Origin of the sequence: Bartonella sp. AP1QHHD, assembly GCF_042196265.1 — a bacterium.
GTDB lineage: Bacteria > Pseudomonadota > Alphaproteobacteria > Rhizobiales > Rhizobiaceae > Bartonella.
On sequence record NZ_JBHIPW010000102.1, the window covers coordinates 1 to 1,631 of the forward strand.

General features: G+C 38.0%; 2 protein-coding genes and 1 pseudogene. All 3 read left to right on the forward strand.

The genetic code is table 11. The features are described 5' to 3' along the window. Window positions 1-19: 19 nt before the first annotated feature. Window positions 20-399 (forward strand): annotated as a pseudogene (locus ACFIME_RS09175) (hypothetical protein). A 113-nt stretch (window positions 400-512) separates the two neighbouring features. Then, window positions 513-968: a hypothetical protein gene (locus ACFIME_RS09180; RefSeq protein WP_375684840.1), complete on the forward strand. Its 456-nt coding sequence runs from the start codon at window positions 513-515 to the stop codon at window positions 966-968. Then, on the forward strand, window positions 965-1,531 hold the full coding sequence (locus tag ACFIME_RS09185; RefSeq protein WP_375662609.1) for a hypothetical protein: 567 nt from the start codon (window positions 965-967) through the stop codon (window positions 1,529-1,531). Before ACFIME_RS09180 ends, ACFIME_RS09185 begins: the two co-directional genes overlap by 4 nt. The last annotated feature ends 100 nt before the right edge of the window (window positions 1,532-1,631 follow it).

Sequence of the window (1,631 nt, forward strand, 5' to 3'; positions counted from 1 at the left end):
AGGCTGTATGGAGGCATTTGTGAATAAACCAGTGTTTATAAATTCTGATGAAATTCTCTTAGTGATGTGCGAAAATGAAGAGCAAAATCTCGCTAAATCTGGTCCTTTCTTAGAAGAAAGTGACATGATCAAATTTATCGACCAAGCCGATAATGCTGTCCAAATTTTGCGTATTGAACCAACGACTAATCGTTGCGAAGATATCTCTGAAGATATTGCCGAATTCTATCTTAAAGAATGTGAAGAGCAGTGTTTCAACGGAAACATTCCTCACGATTTTATTCTACACAGCACAGCATACGGTTTTTTTTAGATGATATAAAACAGCGCGAATATGATGATGCAATGTATGGTTCTTACGAAAAACAACACCGTTTGCGTCCTTGTGATGTGCTTTAAAAGCTAAAGGCGTTTTTAAAAGACGCCACCTTTTCAAAAAATTCACCACACAATGCAATGCCGTTCTTTTGCAAGAACGGCAAAGGCAGAATCTAACTTAAAGGAGTAAAACCATGGAAAAAAAATACGAACTTACTGATGAAACAATTGAGTTTGATAGAAAAACTCTTCACCGCATTCGTGCATTGAGAGATTTGGGGGACGTCAAGAAAGGTGATCTTGGCGGCTATATCGAGAAAGAAGACAATCTAAGTCATGATGGCAATTGCTGGGTAGGTGATGATGCAAAAGTCTATGGTTATGCCAAGGTTTTTGGTGATGCACATGTTTACGGTTATGCCGAGGTTTACGGCAATTCTCGTATTTATGGCAAAGCAGAAGTTTTCGATGAACCATGCATTTACGGTCATGCAGAAGTTTACGGTGAGGCATACATTTACGATAGGGCGCGTGTTTACAGCAATGCGCATGTTTACGGTCATGCAAAAATTTACGGTGATGCATGTGTATGTTGGGACGACTGGATTAATGACGATCGAAGAATCTCAACTAAAGAAAAAAACAGATGAAAAAATACGAGCTCACTGATGAAATAAAAGAATTTCATGATACAAGAACCGATAAAAGTAAAAAACTTTATCGCATACGTGCATTAAGAGATTTTAGAAATATTAAAAAAGGTTACTTAGGCGGCTATATACAAAAAGAAGACAACCTATCGCATGAAGGCGATTGTTGGGTTTGGCATAAAGCTATAGTTTATGGTGACGCTAAGATTTTCGGCAATGCACAAGTATTTGAACGCGCAAAAATTACAGGCAGGGCGCGTGTTTATGAAAATGCAAAAGTTTGCGGTGAAGCATATGTTGAATATGATGCGCAAATTTACGGCAATGCACAAATTTATGGTGAGGCTCGAGTTTTGGGCCATGTTTATGGCAATGCCCGTGTCTATGGAGATGCTTATATAAGTGATAAAGCACACATTTCCGGAAATATGAAAATTCTAGATGGAGTATATATTTTCGATAATGTAAATATTTCTGGTAATCTTGAAATTCGTGGACGCAATTCAATCATCTACGAAAGTGACTATTCAGCAAGCGATATAAGCTACATAAGCCGTTTCTAACACCGAAAAACCAACTTTTAACACCAGCGTGATTCACGCCACGGGTGAATTGCGCGCAATGTAGGAAATCAAGATGAAAAATTCTACTTTTTTAAACGAA

What these genes read in the sequence shown, in the direction of transcription:
- ACFIME_RS09185 (WP_375662609.1), top strand. Translation starts at nt 965, where the DNA reads ATGAAAAAATACGAGCTCACTGATGAAATAAAAGAATTTCATGATACA.
- ACFIME_RS09180 (WP_375684840.1), top strand. Translation starts at nt 513, where the DNA reads ATGGAAAAAAAATACGAACTTACTGATGAAACAATTGAGTTTGATAGA.